The 16,146-nt window shown below is 68.3% G+C and carries 16 protein-coding genes; 14 read left to right on the top strand and 2 right to left on the bottom strand.

Annotation, left to right across the window (positions count from 1 at the left end; genetic code table 11):
• The first annotated feature begins 250 nt into the window (after positions 1 to 250).
• The 6 genes from LRS03_RS22870 (at position 251) to LRS03_RS22895 (ending at position 4,279) form a co-directional block, all read left to right on the top strand.
• Positions 251 to 1,045, top strand: a complete 795-nt coding sequence (locus LRS03_RS22870) for an ABC transporter ATP-binding protein (protein WP_257828439.1) — start codon at positions 251 to 253, stop codon at positions 1,043 to 1,045.
• On the top strand, positions 1,042 to 1,824 hold the full coding sequence (gene mlaE, locus LRS03_RS22875; RefSeq protein WP_257828440.1) for a lipid asymmetry maintenance ABC transporter permease subunit MlaE: 783 nt from the start codon (positions 1,042 to 1,044) through the stop codon (positions 1,822 to 1,824). The genes LRS03_RS22870 and mlaE overlap by 4 nt, the downstream gene beginning before the upstream one ends.
• Positions 1,825 to 1,854: 30 nt before the next feature.
• Complete coding sequence (gene mlaD / locus LRS03_RS22880) at positions 1,855 to 2,367, top strand: outer membrane lipid asymmetry maintenance protein MlaD (protein WP_257828441.1); 513 nt, start codon at positions 1,855 to 1,857, stop codon at positions 2,365 to 2,367.
• Positions 2,367 to 3,215: an MlaA family lipoprotein gene (locus LRS03_RS22885; protein WP_257828442.1), complete on the top strand. Its 849-nt coding sequence runs from the start codon at positions 2,367 to 2,369 to the stop codon at positions 3,213 to 3,215. Before mlaD ends, LRS03_RS22885 begins: the two co-directional genes overlap by 1 nt.
• 177 nt (positions 3,216 to 3,392) lie before the next feature.
• Complete coding sequence (locus LRS03_RS22890) at positions 3,393 to 3,977, top strand: MlaC/ttg2D family ABC transporter substrate-binding protein (protein ID WP_257829654.1); 585 nt, start codon at positions 3,393 to 3,395, stop codon at positions 3,975 to 3,977.
• Positions 3,978 to 3,979: 2 nt separating this feature from the next.
• Positions 3,980 to 4,279, top strand: coding sequence for an STAS domain-containing protein (locus LRS03_RS22895; RefSeq protein WP_257828443.1), 300 nt, complete (start codon positions 3,980 to 3,982; stop codon positions 4,277 to 4,279).
• Positions 4,280 to 4,288: 9 nt separating this feature from the next.
• Here LRS03_RS22895 and LRS03_RS22900 read toward each other — a convergent pair whose 3' ends face one another.
• Both LRS03_RS22900 and zwf read right to left on the bottom strand, forming a co-directional pair.
• A complete protein-coding gene (locus tag LRS03_RS22900; protein ID WP_257828444.1) occupies positions 4,289 to 5,158 on the bottom strand; it encodes a MurR/RpiR family transcriptional regulator in 870 nt (289 codons plus the stop codon).
• A gap of 5 nt (positions 5,159 to 5,163) precedes the next feature.
• Positions 5,164 to 6,609, bottom strand: a complete 1,446-nt coding sequence (zwf, locus tag LRS03_RS22905; protein WP_257828445.1) for a glucose-6-phosphate dehydrogenase — start codon at positions 6,607 to 6,609, stop codon at positions 5,164 to 5,166.
• 174 nt (positions 6,610 to 6,783) lie between these two features.
• On the opposite strand from zwf, the gene tal reads away from it, so the two are divergent.
• From tal to LRS03_RS22950, 8 genes are all read left to right on the top strand, one after another.
• Positions 6,784 to 7,734 carry a transaldolase gene (gene tal, locus LRS03_RS22910; protein WP_257828446.1) on the top strand — a complete coding sequence of 317 codons (951 nt, stop codon included), beginning with the start codon at positions 6,784 to 6,786 and terminating at the stop codon, positions 7,732 to 7,734.
• Between the two features lie 8 nt (positions 7,735 to 7,742).
• A complete protein-coding gene (pgi, locus tag LRS03_RS22915; protein ID WP_257828447.1) occupies positions 7,743 to 9,338 on the top strand; it encodes a glucose-6-phosphate isomerase in 1,596 nt (531 codons plus the stop codon).
• A 46-nt stretch (positions 9,339 to 9,384) separates the two neighbouring features.
• A complete protein-coding gene (locus LRS03_RS22925) occupies positions 9,385 to 9,954 on the top strand; it encodes an HAD family hydrolase (protein ID WP_374685074.1) in 570 nt (189 codons plus the stop codon).
• Positions 9,955 to 10,032: 78 nt separating this feature from the next.
• A complete protein-coding gene (locus tag LRS03_RS22930) occupies positions 10,033 to 11,574 on the top strand; it encodes a caspase family protein (protein WP_257828450.1) in 1,542 nt (513 codons plus the stop codon).
• A complete protein-coding gene (locus LRS03_RS22935; protein ID WP_257828451.1) occupies positions 11,571 to 13,091 on the top strand; it encodes a caspase family protein in 1,521 nt (506 codons plus the stop codon). The genes LRS03_RS22930 and LRS03_RS22935 overlap by 4 nt, the downstream gene beginning before the upstream one ends.
• A 17-nt stretch (positions 13,092 to 13,108) precedes the next feature.
• Complete coding sequence (locus LRS03_RS22940; RefSeq protein WP_257828452.1) at positions 13,109 to 14,653, top strand: caspase family protein; 1,545 nt, start codon at positions 13,109 to 13,111, stop codon at positions 14,651 to 14,653.
• 83 nt (positions 14,654 to 14,736) lie between these two features.
• Positions 14,737 to 15,558, top strand: a complete 822-nt coding sequence (locus LRS03_RS22945; RefSeq protein ID WP_257828453.1) for a hypothetical protein — start codon at positions 14,737 to 14,739, stop codon at positions 15,556 to 15,558.
• Positions 15,545 to 16,138 (top strand): OmpA family protein, encoded by a 594-nt coding sequence (locus LRS03_RS22950; RefSeq protein WP_257828454.1) that lies wholly within the window; start codon positions 15,545 to 15,547, stop codon positions 16,136 to 16,138. The genes LRS03_RS22945 and LRS03_RS22950 overlap by 14 nt, the downstream gene beginning before the upstream one ends.
• Positions 16,139 to 16,146: the final 8 nt, after the last annotated feature.

Here is a 16,146-nt window from a genome sequence, read left to right on the forward strand (position 1 = left end):
GACCCAGGCGACGGCGCGTCGCACGTCGAAGTGGCGGCGTATCGGCTCGCCGGAGGTCGGCATCCTGGTGGCAAGCATTCTTGGCGGGGGATGGCGGGCAAACGCATGCCCGCCTGAGCTACATTCTCTCCGCCACGCCAGCTGTCCGGACGCCGGATGTCCTTCAAAGTGGCCCGCCTGTCGTCGCCCTGAGACGGGAGGAATTGCCAATCAAGACTCAACCGTCGCGGGAGAAGCTAGGCCCATCACGATGATCGAACTGCGCAACGTCACCTGCGGCTACGGCGACCGGGTCATCCTCGAGGACGTGAACCTCACTGTGCCCAGGGGCAAGGTCCTGGCCTTGATGGGCACATCGGGCGGTGGCAAGACCACGGTGTTGCGCCTCATCGGCCGCCAGCTTGAGCCGATGAAAGGCCAGGTGCTCTTCGACGGGGTCGACCTTGGCACCCTCGACGCCCAAGGTCTCTACGCTGTCCGGCGTCGCATGGGCATGTTGTTCCAGTTCGGAGCCCTGTTCACCGATCTCACCGTCTTCGAGAACGTTGCCTTCCCCCTGCGCGAGCACACCAAGCTGTCGGAGGCCATGATCCGCGATCTGGTGCTGATGAAGCTCAACGCCGTCGGGCTGCGCGGCGCGCGCGACCTGCTGCCGTCGCAGGTGTCGGGCGGCATGGCCCGCCGTGTGGCGCTGGCCCGTGCGATCGCGCTCGACCCCGATCTCATCATGTACGACGAACCCTTCGCCGGCCTCGACCCCATCTCGATGGGCGTGGCGGCCGCGCTGATCAAGGACCTGAACCACGCTTTGGGCGTGACCAGCATCGTGGTCTCGCACGACGTGGACGAAACCTTCCTGATCGCCGACCACGTGGTCTTCATCGCCAATGGACACATCGCCGCGCAGGGCACGCCCGCCGAGATGCGCGCAAGCGAAGACCCGCTCGTGCGCCAGTTCGTTGGCGGCAGCGCCGACGGGCCGGTGCGCTTCCACTACCCCGCCGTGCCGGTGGCGGAAGACTTCGGCCTCGGGAGGCGAGCATGAACTGGCTGCACCCGGCCCAGCTGGGCCTGCATGTGCGCTCCAAGCTCGCCGACCTGGGTGTCGGGGCGCGGCTCTTCGTGCAGCTGCTGGCGCTGGTTGGCGCGACGTTCGCGCGCTTTCGCCTCGTCGTCGACCAGCTCTTCTTCCTGGGCAACCGCTCGCTGTCGATCATCACCGTCTCGGGGCTCTTCGTCGGCTTCGTGCTCGCCCTGCAGGGCTACTACACGCTGCAGCGATACGGTTCGGCCGAAGCGGTGGGCCTGCTGGTGGCGCTCTCGCTCGTGCGTGAACTCGGGCCGGTGGTGACGGCCTTGCTCTTTGCGGGGCGCGCTGGCACCTCGCTCACCGCCGAGATCGGTCTCATGAAAGCCGGCGAACAACTGGCGGCGATGGAGATGATGGCGGTCGACCCCATCAAGCGGGTGCTGGCGCCGCGCTTCTGGGGCGGTGTGCTCGCGATGCCGCTCTTGGCCGCGGTGTTCAGCGCGGTGGGCATCGTCGGCGGCTGGCTGGTGGCGGTGCCGCTGATCGGCATCGACGAAGGCTCCTTCTGGTCGCAGATGCAGGGGGGCGTCGAGGTATGGGCTGACGTGGGCAATGGCGTGGTCAAGAGCATCGTTTTCGGCTTCACCGTAACGTTCGTGGCGCTGCTGCAGGGCTACAGCTGCCGGCCCACGCCCGAGGGGGTGTCGGCGGCGACCACGCGCACGGTGGTGATGGCCTCGCTCGCGGTCCTGGCGCTCGACTTCGTGCTGACCGCGATGATGTTTTCGATCTGATTTGAAAGAGACGCAAAGGGAGTGATGGCGATGCAGAAATCTCGTCACGATGTGTGGGTCGGGTTGTTCGTGCTGATCGGGGCGGCGGCGGTGCTGTTTCTCGCGCTCAAGGCTGGCAACCTCTTGAGCCTGAATTTCGACGAGACCTACGCGGTGACGGCGAAGTTCGACAACATCGGCGGCCTGAAGCCGCGTGCCGCGGTGAAGAGCGCGGGTGTGGTGGTCGGCCGGGTCGAGTCGATCGGCTTCGACGACAAGAGCTACCAGGCGAACGTGGTGCTGCAGATGCAGAAGAAGTTTGTGTTCCCGAAAGACAGCTCGGCCAAGATCCTCACCGCCGGCCTGCTGGGCGAGCAGTACCTGGGCCTGGAGCCCGGTGCCTCCGAGAAGAACCTCATGGCGGGTGACGTCATCACGCAGACGCAGTCGGCCGTGGTGCTCGAGAACCTCATCAGCCAGTTCCTCTACAACAAGGCAGCCGATGCCGGCTCGCCCGCGCCAGCGCCCGCTGCGGCGCCCGCACCGGCGGGTGCGAAGAAGTGATGCGCAGGCTGGCGCTTGTGCTGGCTGCGTGGTGGGTGGTGCTGCTCAGCGGCTGCGCGACCACGGGCGCGCCTTCGAGCCCCTCTGTGTCGCGCTCCGAGCGCATCGACCCGTGGGAGCGCTGGAACCGCCGGGTCTACAAGTTCAACGACAAGGTCGATGAGGCGGTGCTCAAGCCTGTCGCGACGACCTACACCAAGATCGTGCCCGAGCCGGTGCGCCGTGGCGTCAACAACTTCTTCGGCAACGTGTCCGACGTGTGGTCGGCGGTCAACAACATGCTGCAGGGCAAGTTCAGCAACGGCCTGCAGGACATGGTGCGCGTGGGCACGAACACCTTGTTCGGCCTCGGCGGTTTCCTCGACGTGGCGAGCGAGTTCGGTGCCGACCGCCAGGGCGAAGATCTTGGCCAGACGCTCGGCAGATGGGGTATGGCGCCTGGGCCCTATGTGGTATGGCCGGTGATCGGCCCGTCGACGCTGCGGGACTCGATCGCCTTGCCGCTCGATGTGCAGGTGTCGCCTGCCCTCGCGATGAGCAGCAACGCCGCCAAGGCGGCCACGGCGGGTCTGCAAGCAGTCAACCAGCGTGCCAACCTGCTGGGTGCCTCCGGCATGCTCAACGACATCGCGCTCGACAAATACGTGTTCGTGCGCGACGCCTACCTGCAGCGTCGCCGCAGCCTGGTCTACGACGGTGACCCGCCCGAAGAGAAGGAGCCGGACGACGAGGCCGATGCCGCTCCGCCGAGCGCGCCGCCCCAGCCTGCTGCGGCCGCCAGCGCGCCGGCAGCAGCGGCTTCGGCCGCATCGGCGCCCGCCCCTGCGGCGTCCGGGGTGGGCCGCTGAGCCGCATGTTGCTGTTGTGTAATGCTGCCAACCGCAGCGCCACCTGGCGCGTTGATCGCTGAACTCGGCCGGCGCACGTCTCTCCAACTCGAACCGTGCCGCATGGCTCGAGCCCTGAAAGGATTTCCAATGCTTCTTCTTCGTCGACGTTTCATGACATGGTTTTCGGCTTTCGCGATGGTGGGGGCCGGTGTGGGTGCAGCGGGCACGGCGTTTGCCCAGCAGGCGCCTGACGAACTCGTCAAGCGGGTCTCCAACGAAGTGCTCGAGGCCGCGCGTGCCGACAAGTCCATCCAGGCCGGTGACGTCAACAAGGTGATGGCGCTGGTCGAAACCAAGGTGATGCCGCATGTGAATTTCCAGCGCATGACCTCTTCGGCGGTCGGCCGCTACTGGCGCCAGGCCTCGCCCGAGCAGCAAAAGCGCCTGCAGGATGAATTCAAGGTGCTGCTGGTCCGCACGTATTCCGGCGCGTTGGCGCAGGTGCGCGAGCAGACGGTGCAGCTCAAGCCGCTGCGTGCCGCAGCGGGCGACAACGAGGTGCTGGTGCGCACCGAGATCCGCGGCAAGGGCGACCCGATCCAGCTCGACTACCGCCTGGAGAAAACCGGCGACACCTGGAAGATCTACGACGTCAACGTGATGGGCATCTGGCTGGTCGAGAACTACCGCAACACCTTCGCGCAGGAGATCAGCGCCGGTGGCATCGATGGCCTGATCGCCAAGCTGGCCGAGCGCAACAAGGCCGCCGCGAAGAGCTGAACATGCTGGTGCTCCCCGCCACCGTCACGCTGCAGGAGGCCCGCGATGCGCAGCGCATGCTGTCGCAGGCCCTGCAACAAGAGGCTCAATCGGAGGCGCACGAGTCTCTGGTGATGGTCGACGCCTCGGGCCTGCAGCAGTTCGACTCCTCGGCGCTGGCGGTGCTGCTGGAATGCCAGCGGCTCGCCACGGGCTGGGGCAAGGGCTTCGCGGTGCGTAATGCACCGAAGAAGCTGGCGGAGCTGGCGCGTCTCTACGGCGTCGACGTGCTCCTGATGCCACCCGAAGACAAGGCGGCCTGACGCACCGCTTCAGGTGGGCACGGCGTAACGCTTGCTGCGCAGGTTGCGCTTGATGTCCTGCAGCATCGGGCGCAACTCCTTGCCGAGCTTGAGCGCCACGCTGGTGGTGAGGATGTCGATCACCAGCAGGTGCAGGAGCCGCGACACCATCGGGCTGTAGCGGTCGAAGTCTTCCGGGTGGTCGACCGGCAGCAGCACCTGCTGCGAGCCCGACTGCCCCATCGCCGCGAGCGGCGAGCCGCTGGTGGTGATGAAGATGGTGGTCGCGCCTTTCTTGCGGGCGATCTCGGCCACGTCGATCAGGTCGCGGCTGCGGCCCGAGTTGGAGATGATCACCGCGCAGTCGCCCGGCTGCAGCATGGTGGCGCTCATCACCTGCACGTGGCTGTCGCTGATGGCGGCGGCATTCACGCCCAGGCGGAAGAACTTGTGCTGCGCATCCTGCGCCACGATGCCCGAGTTGCCCACGCCGTAGAACTCGATGCGCCGGCCGCCCTTGCCGGCGGCCACCAACGCCGAGACAGCGCGGTCGAAGGCGAGGCCAGCGGCGTCGTTGCGGTACTTGAGCAGGGCGCTCACCGCGTTGTCGATCACCTTCACGATGACGTCGTCGACCTTGTCGTCTTCGTCCACCGCACGGTGCACGAAGGGCACTCCTTCGTTGACGCTGCCGGCCAGCTTGCGCTTGAAGTCGGCCAGCCCGTCGTAGCCCACGCTTCGGCAGAAGCGCACGACGGTCGGCTTGCTGACGTGGGCGCGTTTGGCCAGCTCGCTGACGGGCAGGGTGGCGAAGCTGCGCGAATCGCTCAGCAGCAGTTTGCCGACGCGCTGTTCGGCAGGCGGCAACGCGGGCAGGGAGGCGCGGATGCGGTCGAGCATGGGGGCTATTGTTCCTCGGACCAGGCAAATCCGTCGCGCGCCACGAGCGCGCTTGCGGCGGCCGGGCCCCAGGTGCCGGCGGCGTAGGGTCGCGGGCCGGTGGTGTCTTTTGCCCACGCCTGCAGGATGGGCTCGACCCAGCGCCAAGCCTGCTCCTGCTCGTCGCTGCGCACGAAGAGGTTGAGCCTGCCGGCGATGGCGTCGAGCAGCAGGCGCTCGTAGGCGCCCACGCGGTTCTCGGCGAAGGCCTTGTCGAAGTCGAGGTCGAGCGATACCGGCGAGAGCATCTCCTGCTGGCCCGTGCCCTTGGCGGCGAGCAGGTGCAGCTCCAGCCCGTCTTCCGGCTGCAGCTTGATCACGAGCTTGTTGGGCTGGCTCACGCCGGGGAAGATGTTGTGCGGCGTGGGGCGGAAGTTGACGACGATCTGCGCGTCGCGTGCCGCCAGCCGCTTGCCGGTGCGCAGGTAGAAGGGCACGCCCGCCCAGCGCCAGTTCTGGATCTCGGTGCGCAGCGCGACGAAGGTCTCGCAGGTGCTGCCCGCGGGCACCTTCTGCTCCTGCTGGTAGCCGGGCACGGCCTGGCCGCCGGCGGTGCCCGCGCGGTACTGCCCCCGCACCACGTCGCGCGCCACCGTCTCCTCGGTGAAGGGCTTGAGCGAGCGCAGCACCTTGAGCTTCTCGTCGCGGATCGCATCGGCATCGTGGCTCGACGGTGGCTCCATCGCCACCATCGTGAGCAGCTGCAGCGCGTGGTTCTGGATCATGTCGCGCAGTGCGCCAGTGCGGTTGTAGAAGTCGCCGCGCGTGCCCACGCCCAGGCCTTCGGCGAGCGTGATCTGGATGTTGGCGATGCTCTCGCGGCGCCACAGCGGCTCGAAGAGCACGTTGCCAAAGCGCAGCGCCATCAGGTTCTGCACAGAGGGCTTGCCGAGGTAGTGGTCGATGCGGAACGCCTGCGTCTCGCTGAAGACAGAGCGCACCACGCGGTTGATCTCCTGGGCGCTTGCGAGGTCATGGCCGAGCGGCTTTTCGAGCACCACGCGGATGTGCGGGGCATTGAGCCCCACGGCGCCGAGCTGCTCGCAGATCTGCGGAAAGAGGTGCGGGCTGGTGGCGAGGTAGAGCACCGCGGTGTCGGCGTTGCGCGTCTCGATCCAGGCTTTCAGGCGGGCGTAGTCGGCCGGCTGCGACAGGTCCATGCGCAGGTAGTGCACCAGCTCGGCAAAACGCGAGAACTCCTCGTCGCTCGGGCGTTTGGCGCCTTCCACATCCTGGAAGCGCTCCTTGAGCCAGGCGCGGTACTTCTCGTCGCTCTGCTCGTCGCGCGCCACCGCGAGGATGCGCCCGCCGGCCGGCAGCTTGCCGTGACGGAAGGCCTGGAACAGGGCCGGCATCAGCTTGCGCCAGGTGAGGTCGCCGGTGCCACCGAAGAAGACGAGATCGAAGGACATCTGAGGTGCTTTCTGCAGCGCTTTGATTGCGCGATGGCTTGCGCTACGATGTAACTTTGTTTCATCCCGGATGATGCCGCTGTTTCTTGGCGGCGTCAAACCTCGGGGGCCTTCCAGAACCCCGTCACAGGCTCGGGTTCTAATCAGCCATCGCCGCAGCACGGGGCTTCGCACATGAACCAACTCGACCAGCTCAAGCAATACACCACCGTCGTCGCCGACACCGGAAACTTCAAGCAGCTCGGGGCCTTCGCGCCGCGTGATGCCACCACCAACCCCTCGCTGATCCTCAAGGCCGTGCAGCAGCCGGACTACGCGCCGCTGCTTGCCGAGACCGTCGCCGCGCACAAGGGCCGGCCGATGGACGAGGTGGTCGACGAGGTGCTGGTGCGCTTCGGCCGCGAGATCCTGAAGGTCGTGCCGGGGCGGGTGTCGACCGAGGTCGATGCGCGCCTGAGTTTCGACACCGCCTGCACCGTGCAGCGCGCCCGCCGCATCATGACGATGTACGAGGCCGCCGGCATCGGCCGCGACCGGGTGCTGATCAAGGTCGCCGCCACCTGGGAGGGCATCCAGGCCGCGCGCATCCTCGAACACGAGGGCATCCACTGCAACCTCACGCTGCTGTTCTCGTTCTGCCAGGCCGTGGCCTGCGGCGACGCGGGCGTGAGGCTCATCTCGCCCTTCGTCGGCCGCATCTACGACTGGTACAAGAAATCGGCCGGCAGCGGCTGGGACGAAGCGGCCAACGCGGGCGTCAACGACCCTGGCGTGAAGTCGGTGACGCAGATCTACACCTACTACAAGAAGTTCGACATCGACACCGAGGTCATGGGCGCGAGCTTCCGCAACGTCGGCCAGATCGTGGCGCTGGCCGGCTGCGACCTGCTCACCATCAGCCCCGAGCTGCTCGCGCAGCTGCAGGCGAGCGAGGCGCCGATCGAGCGCCGGCTCGACCCGCAGGCCGCGCGGCAGTCGGCCATCCATGCCGTCACCTACAACGAAGCGAGCTTCCGCTACGCGCTCAACGAAGATGCGATGGCCACCGAGAAGCTGGCCGAGGGCATCCGCGCCTTCGCGGCCGACGCCGTCAAGCTCGACAAGATCATCGAGGGCCTGAAGTGACTGCGACGATGAACGCTCCCCGCTGCGACCAGACCGAAGCCTGGGCGGCACTGGCCGGCCACTTTGAAGCCCACGGCCGTGACCTTGACCTGCGCGAGGCCTTTGCCCGCGACCCCGGCCGCTTCGACACCTTCAAGGTCGAGGCGCCCGAGGTGTTTGCCGACCTGTCGAAGAACCTGATCGATCTCGCCACCCAGCGCTTCCTGCTCGACCTGGCCGCCGAATGCCAGCTCGAAGCCCGCCGCGACGCGATGCTGCGCGGCGACGTCGCCAACCTCACCGAAGGCCGCGCGGTGCTGCACACCGCACTGCGTGCACCGCGAGGCCGCTCGCCCTTCAATGCCGAGGTGCACGAGGTGCTCGACCGCATGCTCGCGTACGTCGAGACCGTGCGTGACACCGCGAAGAGCGGCATCCGCCACGTCGTCAACATCGGCATCGGCGGCAGCGACCTCGGGCCGCAGATGGTGGTGCCGGCGCTCGACGCCTTCTGCCACCGCGAGCTGAGCTTCCACTTCGTCTCCAACGTCGACGGCCACGACATCACGCCGGTGCTGCGCGGGCTGAAGCCGAGCGAGACGCTCTTCATCATCGCGAGCAAGACCTTCACCACGCAGGAGACGATGGCCAACGCGCAGGCCGCGAAAGCCTGGTTCCTCGCCAATGGCGGCACCGACACGCAAAAGCACTTCGTCGCCACCACCACCAACGTCAAGGCCGCAGCCGAGTTCGGCATCAGCACCACCTTCGGCTTCTGGGACTGGGTGGGTGGCCGCTACTCGATGTGGTCGGCGATCGGCCTGCCGATCGCCCTTGCCATCGGTGCCAACCACTTCCGCTCGCTGCTCGCCGGTGCGCACGCGATGGACCGCCACTTCGCGGAGGCCCCGCTCGCGCAGAACCTGCCGGTGCTGCTGGGCCTCGTCGACGTCTGGTACCGCAACTTCCACGGCTTCACGAGCCGCAGCGTCGCGCCCTACCACCAGGGCCTGCGCCGCCTGCCGGCCTACCTGCAGCAGCTCGAGATGGAAAGCAACGGCAAGTGCGTCGACCTCAGTGGCGCGCGCCTGCCTTACGGCACGAGCCCGGTGGTCTGGGGTGAGCCCGGCACGAACGGACAGCACGCGTTTTTCCAGATGCTCCACCAGGGCACCGACGTCGTGCCGGTCGAGTTCATCCTCGTCAAGCGGCCGACGCACGACTTGGTCGAACTGCACACCAAGCTGCTCGCCAACGGCCTCGCGCAGAGCCAGGCGCTGATGCTCGGCAAGAGCACGGAAGCAGCCGCAGCCGAGAAGGCGCCCACCGCCTCGCCCGAGCTGGACGCCGCCACCATCGCCCGCCATCGCACCTTCCCCGGCAACCGGCCCAGCACCACGCTGATGCTCGACGAGCTGACGCCGCGCAGCCTGGGCGCGCTGATCGCGATGTACGAGCACCGGGTGTTCACCGCCGGCGTGCTGTGGGGCATCAACAGCTTCGACCAATGGGGAGTGGAGCTGGGCAAGGCCTTGTGCAACGACCTGCTGCCGCGTTTCGCCTCGGGTGACACGGACGGGCTCGACGCCTCGACCGCGGGCCTCATGGCGAGGCTGCGCGCATGAGCATGAAGAAGCACGTGGTGTTCGACTTCGGCGGGGTGGTGTTCCAGTGGCGGCCGAAGGAATTGCTCAAGCGCACCCTGCCGCACCGCGCTGTCGACGAAGCGGCCGCCCAGCAGCTGGTGCTCGATTTTTTCAGAACTACGAAGGCGACTGGGGCCGTTTCGACCGCGGCACGATCGAGGTGCCCGAGCTGGCCCCGTTGATCGCCGAGCGGCTCGGCTTCGAGCTGGGCGAGGTGCAGGCCGTGATCGACGCGGTGCCGGGCGAGCTCGCGGCGCAGAAAGAGACCGTCGACCTGCTGCACCGTCTGCACGACCAAGGCCACAAGTTGTACTTCCTCTCCAACATGCCCGAGCCCTACGCGGTGCACCTGGAGAGCACGCACGCGTTCTTCTCACGCTTCACCGACGGGGTGTTTTCCTCGCGGGTGAAGCTGATCAAGCCCGAGCCCGAGATCTTCCAGCTCGCGACCGAACGCTTCGGCATCGAACCGTCGCAGACGGTGTTCATCGACGACGTCGCGAAAAACGTCGAGATCGCCCGCGCCCACGGCTGGCACGCGATCCAGTTCATCACCGCCCAGCAGGTCGAGGCCGAACTCTCCGCCATCGGCTGAACGGCAGGTCCGGCGCGCCTCCCCCAAGTGGAGGACGCACCGTCTTGCCCCGGCCGGGGCCTGCCCTTCAGAATGCGCGTGGGCTCGCAAGGCGGGGAGGGCGTGGTGCTGGCAGCGAAGTGGATCGGTCGAGGCTGGTGTGCGGTGACCATGGCGCTCGCATGGGTGGCCGCCCCCGTGTCAGCCGACGAGCTGCGCGTGGCGCTCGTCATCGGCAACGCCCGCTACGAGGCTGCGCCGCTCGCCAACCCCGTCAACGATGCGCGCGACATGGCGCAGGCCTTGCGCGACATGGGTTTCCAGGTGCTGGAGGCGCGCGATGCCACCAAGGCCGAGATGGAAAAGGCCCTCGGCTCGGCGCGCGAGGCCCTGGCCGGCCGCCACGGCATCGGCTTGCTCTACTACGCCGGCCATGGCCTGCAGCTCGACTGGCGCAACTACCTGCTGCCGGTCGACGCCCGCCCGCGCAGCGCCGCCGACGTGCGCCGGGAGGCGCTGGATGTGCAGCAGGTGCTCGACACCTTCCGCGACGCCGGCACCCGCATGAACATCGTCGTGCTCGACGCCTGCCGCGACAACCCCTTCGGCAGCAGCGCCAGCGGCAAGGGCCTCGCGCAGATGGACGCCCCGCCCGGCACGCTGCTCGCTTATGCCACCGCGCCCGGCCACCTCGCGGAAGACGGCTCGGCCGCGGCCACCGGGAACGGCCTCTACACCGGCCACCTGGTGAAGGAGATGCGCCGCCCGCACGCCCGCATCGAAGAAGTTTTCAAACGCGTGCGCCTGCAGGTGCGGCAGCAGAGCCAGGGCCGGCAGGTGCCGTGGGAGTCGACCAGCCTGGAAGACGATTTCATCTTCGGCGGCGCGGCGGCGCCGGCCCCCAATGCCGAGCAACTGTTCCTGCAGCAGAAGACGGCGTGGGACCGCATCAAGGCCTCGCGCCAGGCCGGCGATTTCTATGCCTTCCTGCAGGCCTACCCGTCGGGCGCGATCGCCGAGCTGGCGCAGGCCCGTCTCGATCTGCTCGACGAGCCCGGCCTGCGGCCGCAAGCCGCGCGTGATGGGTCGGTGCAGCCGGCGGCGGCAGGGCGCTTTCGCACGGGGGACCGCTATGAGATGCGCTACCTCGATGGACTGACCGGCATCGAGCGCTACCGCAGCACGGTGCGTGTCAACCGTGTGACCGACGGGATTGCCGAATACACCGGCATCTTCGGGGCTCGCACCGAAGGCGCGTCCACCGTGGCGGGGGCCGTGGTCAAAGATGCCTTGCACACCTACGACCCGCCGCTCGTCCTGGTGCCGGGTGCCGACTACCAGGTGGGGCGGCGCTGGAGCGGCCGCACGCTGCGCACCGAGAAAGATGGGCGCAGCGGCTGGATCGACTACACCAGCCGCGTCGCCGCCCACGAGACGGTGGAGCTCGCCAACGGCCGCTTCGAGGCCTACCGCGTGGAGATCGAGATGGTCTACGACACCGGCCTGCGCGTGCACAGCACGAGCTGGCTCCAGCCCGAGTGGGGCCTGCCGGTCAAGCTGCGCGTCGAGCGCAGGGCGTCACCCGGCGCCGCCCCGGACGTCCTCATCCGCGAGTTGGTGTCGCGTCACCGAGGTTCATGATGAAAAAACTTGTGCAAGTCGTCGGACTGGCCGCGTGTATCTCGTTCAGCGCCTCCGCCCAGGCCCCGGCCGAGCTGCGCGTGGCGCTGGTGATCGGCAACGCCGCCTACGCCTCGGCTCCGCTGGCCAATCCGCTCAACGATGCCCGTGCGATGGGCGAGGCCCTCAAGGGCATGGGCTTCTCGGTGGTGGAAGTGCGCGACGCGAAGAAAGCCGAGATCGAGCAGGCCATCACCCAGGTGCGCGAGCAGCTGAAAGACCGCCGTGGCATCGGCCTGTTGTATTACGCCGGCCACGGCGTGCAACTCGACTGGCGCAACTACATGGTGCCGGTGGATGCCAAGCTCGCCAACGCACAAGACGTGCGCCAGCAGGCGATCGACGTGCAGCAGGTGGTCGATGCGTTCAGGAGCGCCGGCACCCGCACCAACATCCTCGTGCTCGACGCCTGCCGCGACAACCCCTTCGGCGCCTCCGGCAGCGGCAAGGGCCTGGCGCAGATGGACGCCCCGCCCGGCACCTTCCTCGCGTTTGCCACCGCGCCGGGCAACGTGGCCGAGGATGGCGATGCCAAGGCCGGCAACAGCCTCTACACCCGGCACCTGGTCAAGGAGATGCAGCAGCCGCAGGCGCGCATCGAAGACGTGTTCAAGCGCGTGCGCCTGCAGGTGCGGCGTGGGAGCGAAGGGCGGCAGGTGCCGTGGGAGAGCACCAGTCTCGAAGACGACTTCTCCTTCGATCCCAAGGCCGCTTCGCGCGGGCGCGAGCGGCCCTCGCTCGAGACGGTGGAAAGCCGCCTGCAGCGCGAAGTGCAGCACTGGGACCGCATCAAGGCCTCGGCCCGCGCGGAAGATTTCTACGCCTTCCTGCAAGAGCACCCGAGCGGCCTCGTTAGCGAGCAGGCCCAGTTCAGGCTCGATCAGCTGCAGAAGCAACAGGTTGCCGCCAGGCCCGGGGCGCAGGGTGTGGTGGCACTGGCCGCAGGGGCCAACCGCTACCAGCTGGGCGATGAGCTCGTCTTCGACGTGATCGACGGCTACAGCGGCGAGGTGCGGCGTGTCACCCAGCGTGTCACGCATGCCGACGCGCAGCGCGTCGAGATCAATGGCGGCGAAGAGGTGATGGACCAGATGGGCACCGTCATCAAGAACCGCCGTGGCGTGAAAGACCCGGGCTACCTGATGGTGCCCGCCGACCTGGCGGTGGGCAAACGCTGGCAGTCGGCCTTCATCAACCGCATGAACCCCAACTCGAAGGGCAGCACCAACTACTACGAGTTCCGGGTGGTGGCGCTGGAAGAGGTCACGGTGCCGGCCGGCACCTTCAAGGCCTTTCGCATCGAGCGCAGCGGCGAGGCGCGGCCGCCGGGCCAGCCGTCGGTCTTCATGGACGGCACGATGTGGGTGGACCCGGCGACGATGATGATGGTGCGCAACGACATCAGCTACCGCGGCCCCGGTGCGCGCGAATCGATGCGGCTGGTGCGCATGACGCGGGGGCCCCGGCCGGGGCCTTGAACTGGGAGCAGATGAACATGAGCCACCGAACCCGTGCAAAGACAAAGGCCTGCCACTGGATGGCGGCCTGCGTTCTCGTGTCCATGCCTGCCGTGGCCCTGTCGCCCGCCGAGCTGCGCGTGGCGCTTGTGATCGGCAACGCCGCCTATGCCGCCGCACCCCTCCTGAACCCGCTCAACGACGCACGTGCGATGGGTGAGGCCCTCAAGGGCATGGGCTTCTCGGTGGTGGAGGTGCGCGACGCGAAGAAAGCCGAGATGGAGCAGGCGATCACGCAGGTGCGCGATCAGCTCAAAGACCGCCGCGGCGTGGGCCTCCTGTACTACGCCGGCCACGGCCTGCAGCTCGACTGGCGCAACTACATGGTGCCGGTGGATGCGAAGCTCGCCAGTGCACAAGACGTGCGCCAGCAGGCGGTCGACGTGCAGCAGGTGGTCGATGCGTTCAAGAGCGCCGGCAACCGCATGAACATCGTCGTGCTCGATGCCTGCCGCGACAACCCCTTCGGGGCCACCGGCAGCGCCAAGGGCCTGGCGCAGATGGACGCCCCGCCCGGCACCCTGCTCGCGTATGCCACGGCGCCTGGCAACGTGGCCGAAGACGGCGACGCGAAAACCGGCAACGGGCTCTACACGCAGCACCTGGTGAAGGAGCTTCAGCAGCCCGGAGCGCGCATCGAAGATGTGTTCAAGCGGGTGCGCCTGCAGGTGCGCCGCAGCAGCGAGGGCCGCCAGGTGCCGTGGGAGAGCACCAGCCTGGAAGACGACTTCTCCTTCGACCCCAAGGCCGCGGTACGCGCCCGCGAAGTGGAAGACCTGCGCAAGGTCGAGGCGGCGCTGCTGCGCGAGAAGGCCGACTGGGACCGCATCAAGGGTTCCACCCGCCCCGACGACTTCTACGCCTACCTGCAGAAGTACCCGAGCGGCCTCATCAGCGAGCAGGCGCAGTTCCGCCTGGAGCAGCTGCAGCGGACGCAGGTGCGTGCGCAGCCCAATGCGCAAGGCGTGATCCCGCTGCCGGCCGGCGTCAACCGTTTCGAGCTGGGCGACGAGCTGGTGTACGACGTGGTCGACGGCTTCTCGGGTGTGGCCCGGCGGCTGACCCAGCGGGTGACGTTTGCAGACGCCGATCGGGTGGAGATCAACCACGGCGCGCAGATCCTCGACCAGATGGGCTCGGTGCTGAAGAACTCGCGCGGCGTGAAGGACCCGGGCATCCTGATGGTGCCGTCCGACCTGGCGCTGGGCAAACGCTGGCGCTCGGCGTTCACCAACACCGTCGAAGGCCAGCCGCCGGCCACCAACTTCTACGAGTTTCGCGTGGCCGCTTTCGAGGAGGTGACGGTGCCGGCCGGCACCTTCAAGGCCTACCGCATCGAGCGCCGCGGCGAGTCGAGTCTGCCCGGGGTGGCCACCACCTTCATGGGCGGCACGATGTGGATCGAGCCCACGACCATGACCCTCGTGCGCAACGACATCAGCATGACCCAGAACTCACGCCCGACCGACCGCGAATCGCTGCGCCTCGTCGCGGTGAGACGGGTGCCGCGGCGGGGAGGCTGAGCGCGCGGTAGACCAAGGGCTACCTCCCGGCCGGTACGACGCGTGCTTGAATGGCCAGCACCATGACTCAGCCACCCAACGCCATGATGCGATTGCCCACCTGGATGCTGGCGCTGGCGCTCACCTGCGGTGCCGGGCCGGCACTGGCCGCGGATGAAAAACCGCCCGCCCCAGCGGCGCCGGCGGTGGCCGACGACACACCGCAGCCCAAGGTCTCGCCGCTGCTCGCCTTCGTGCTCAACCAGGTGGCGGGCATGGTGACCGACCACCTCTTCGGCGATTCGCCGCTCGGGCTCTTTCGCCGCCTGCTGGAGCGCGAGCCCGCGGCGGCGCCGACCGCGCTGCCGCTCGCCGAGGGCACCACGCTCGCGCCGGTGGTGGGGTATGCGCTGCAGCAGCTGGACCCGCAGTCGTTTGCGGTCGTCAAGCCGATCGAGCTGCGCACCGGCGAGGCGCCCGTGCTGCACACCGGCGACGTGTTTGCGCTGCTCTACTCGACCAACCTGCCGGGCCAGGTGCGGCTGGAAAACATCGACCCGACGGGGCAGGTCGCCGACCTGGGCGTCTACACCGTGCTGCCCGACCAGCTCAACCGCCTGCCGCGCGACCTCGGCATCAAGCTCGTGGGCCGGCCGGGCGCCGAGATCATCCGCTTCTACTTCTACCCCTGCCTGCCGCCGGGCTCGGCGGCGGCGGCCTGGGCGCCGCGCTTCGCCGGCAAGCTGCCCGATTGCGGGCGTGGCCCCAACCCGGTGGTGCAGGCGGCGGCCAGCGGGGCGCTGAAGCCGAAGGCGCTGGTCAACCTCGCCCAGCCCGACGAGACCATGTCGTTTGCCGGTGCGGCCGACTACCGCCTGAACGATGTCACCTCCACGGTCGCGGTGATCCGCCATGAGGCGCGCTGAGGCCTTCGTTGCTGCGGCCGTGCTGCTGGTGGCGGGGTGGGACGCGCTGCCGCAGGCGCACGGCCAGCCGGCGGCCGCGCCCGATGCCGAGACGCAGCGCATCATCGACGCGCTGGCGCCCAGGCCCGCCGAAGCGCCGGCCACCCGCAGCTCTCGCAACCTCATCGTGCGCGAGCTGCCGTCGTCCGACGCGGGCGCGGCCAGCGCGCCGACCGCTGCGGCCGCACCGCCCAGCCTGTCGATGGCGATCCAGTTCGACTTCGACTCCGCCCGCCTGCGCCCGCAAGGGGTGGCCGAGCTGATGCGACTCGCCGCCGCGCTGCGCTCGCCGCAACTCGCCGGCAGCCGTTTTCTCGTCGAGGGCCACACCGATGCACAGGGTGCGCCGGGCTACAACCTGCGCCTGTCGCAATCGCGTGCCGACGAGGTGCGGCGCTTCCTGCAACTGCACGGCGTGGCTGGAGAGCGCATCACGACCGTCGGGCGCGGCGCGCAGCAGCCGGCCAACCCGGCCGACCCGCTGGCCGCCGAGAACCGGCGCGTGCACATCGTCAACCTCGGCACGGCGGCGGCGCGATGAGGCGGGTC

The sequence above is a fragment of the Rhizobacter sp. J219 genome (assembly GCF_024700055.1).
Classification (GTDB): domain Bacteria; phylum Pseudomonadota; class Gammaproteobacteria; order Burkholderiales; family Burkholderiaceae_C; genus Rhizobacter.